The organism is Lishizhenia sp., assembly GCF_057456495.1.
In genome coordinates this window covers 1-2,055 of sequence record NZ_JBVCPV010000302.1, presented here as the reverse complement: position 1 = coordinate 2,055, position 2,055 = coordinate 1, and the positions used below count along the sequence as shown (strand labels likewise).

Annotated in this window: 2 protein-coding genes; both read left to right on the top strand. The window is 36.6% G+C overall.

Annotated elements, in window-relative coordinates; all coding sequences use genetic code 11:
* Nucleotides 1-918 (top strand): T9SS type A sorting domain-containing protein (locus AC22ZQ_RS14315; RefSeq protein ID WP_318959436.1); only part of this gene is annotated, 918 nt, incomplete at its 5' end.
* Nucleotides 919-972: 54 nt separating this feature from the next.
* Nucleotides 973-2,055: ribonuclease D (locus AC22ZQ_RS14310; protein WP_318959435.1), on the top strand; the 1,083-nt coding region annotated here is incomplete at its 3' end.

Below are 2,055 nucleotides of genomic sequence, written 5' to 3'. Positions count from 1 at the left end.
TCCTTTCAAAGTTTGAATACAGGAAGTAGATTGGTTGAAATGGATACACTAGGTGTAAAACAAAGGGCGGTTGAAATGGATAATGTAACGGATCCAAGACAAGTTTGTTTCTTTCAAGATAGTATATTCCTTTTAGCCGGACCAACTCATAATTTGTTGCTAATGACCATGAATAGATCTGATTTATCCTTAAAAATACTTCAATATTGGCTCTCTAACAATACATGGTTATGGTCAGAGGAAAACTACAGAATGGTAAATTATTTGGATTCGAGCCTTTTAATGACTTACGGAATGGGTTTTACACTGGAGCTTAACAATGAAATGCAAATTGTTGCAGAACATATAGATTTTGGAGCAGCAACTGGACTGTTAGTTATGAAAGATACAACGATTAGATACGTTCAAAGAGGACCGTATTATGGAATAAAGTCAAATGAAGTATTAGAGCCTCAATTGGCGGTTGTTAAACACGATACTTTGTTTACGTCTGATGTTTTAACGAATTGTTACTCTGATGATCAGCCCTACGCTGTAAGTGACGCCTTATTTTATTCAACTCCTAGTTCGTTTTCAAACAACAGTTTTAGCTTATCAACAACAACCGGCCAATTTATGGTAAGTAACAGGGAGATGAATTTGGATGATCACTGTGTGTATTACCTTTCTGCAGTGGATGAGGAAACGCTCAATGCTAGTGTAAGTCTCTATCCAAACCCTGTCTCAAATTCACTACAGTATAGCACCGACTACAAAATTCTTGAATTACGCATTTTAAATGCATTAGGACAAGAACAACGCTCAGAAATAGGAGTTTATCAAACAATCAACGTGGAAGCGCTTCAAACAGGTGTGTATTTCCTGCAATTGAAATTGGAAACAGGAGATTGGGTGACGAAGCGTTTTGTAAAAGAATAAGAGATAGTCGCTTTTGTGTGCCTTCAATTTCTTGCAAAAACGTAATTTTAGCGCGTGCAAATACAATACATTACCAAACAAGAGGAGCTTGACCAATGTGTACAAGCCATTTGTAACGAAAAAAGCATAGCTGTAGATTTAGAATTCGATAAAAATCATTACCGCTATGGATTTAACCTGTGTTTAATTCAGATTTACGATCAGAAGAATTGTTATTTAATAGATCCTTTGGCAAAAGGAATAAACTTGGAAGAACTCTTTGAGGTGTTCAAAAATCCAGAAGTTGAAAAATTGGTTTTTGCTTTTGGAGAAGACATACGTCTTTTACACCATTTGGGTTGTAAAGCACAAAATATTTTGGACTTAGCCATCGTGCGAAGTTTGTTGAATTATCCTCCATCTTCCTTGTCTAATATGTTAGCTGAGGTTCTGGGTATGGAGACGGATAAAAAGTTACAAAAGAGTAACTGGTTTAAACGCCCATTAAGCGAGGAGCAGATTAAATACGCCGCAGACGATGTGTTGTTTCTATTTGAATTGAAAGACGCTTTAATGCGTAAAGCTGAGGAATTGGGCCGTTTGGATTGGATTGCTCAAGAAAATGCTTTGTTTGATACGGCCGAATACGTAGATAACAGCGAGGAGATTAATGTCAAAATGAAAGACAAGAAAATGCTCAACGCTTTTGAGTGGTTTATTGTAGAAGGTCTTCTCATTTGGCGAGAGAAATTGGCCAAAGAAGTGAATAAGCCCAGCTACCAAGTAATGCACAAAGATTTGATTTGGGATTTGGCGCTTGGTAAAAAGTATGTAGAAGATTTTATGAAATTTAAAGGTGTCTACAGAAAAATACAAACGCCTACTTGCCAAAAAGATCTAGAGCGAAGAATGGAAGAACTTTTTGAGCTGGCTCATAAAAAGCAAATTTCGAAAAGTAAACCTGCCATCCCTCCTTTGAGTCCAGAAGAAAGAGCAAAAAGTAAAGAGCTACGTGCCATTGTGGATGAACAAAAGACAAATTTCTTTGGTCCAATCAAGGAAGCTATTGCAGAAAAGTATGGAAAAGAATTTTCTGCTTATGTGCTTTCAAATACCATGATCAGTCAAATTGCTTTGCAAAAAACAGATGATTTGTTG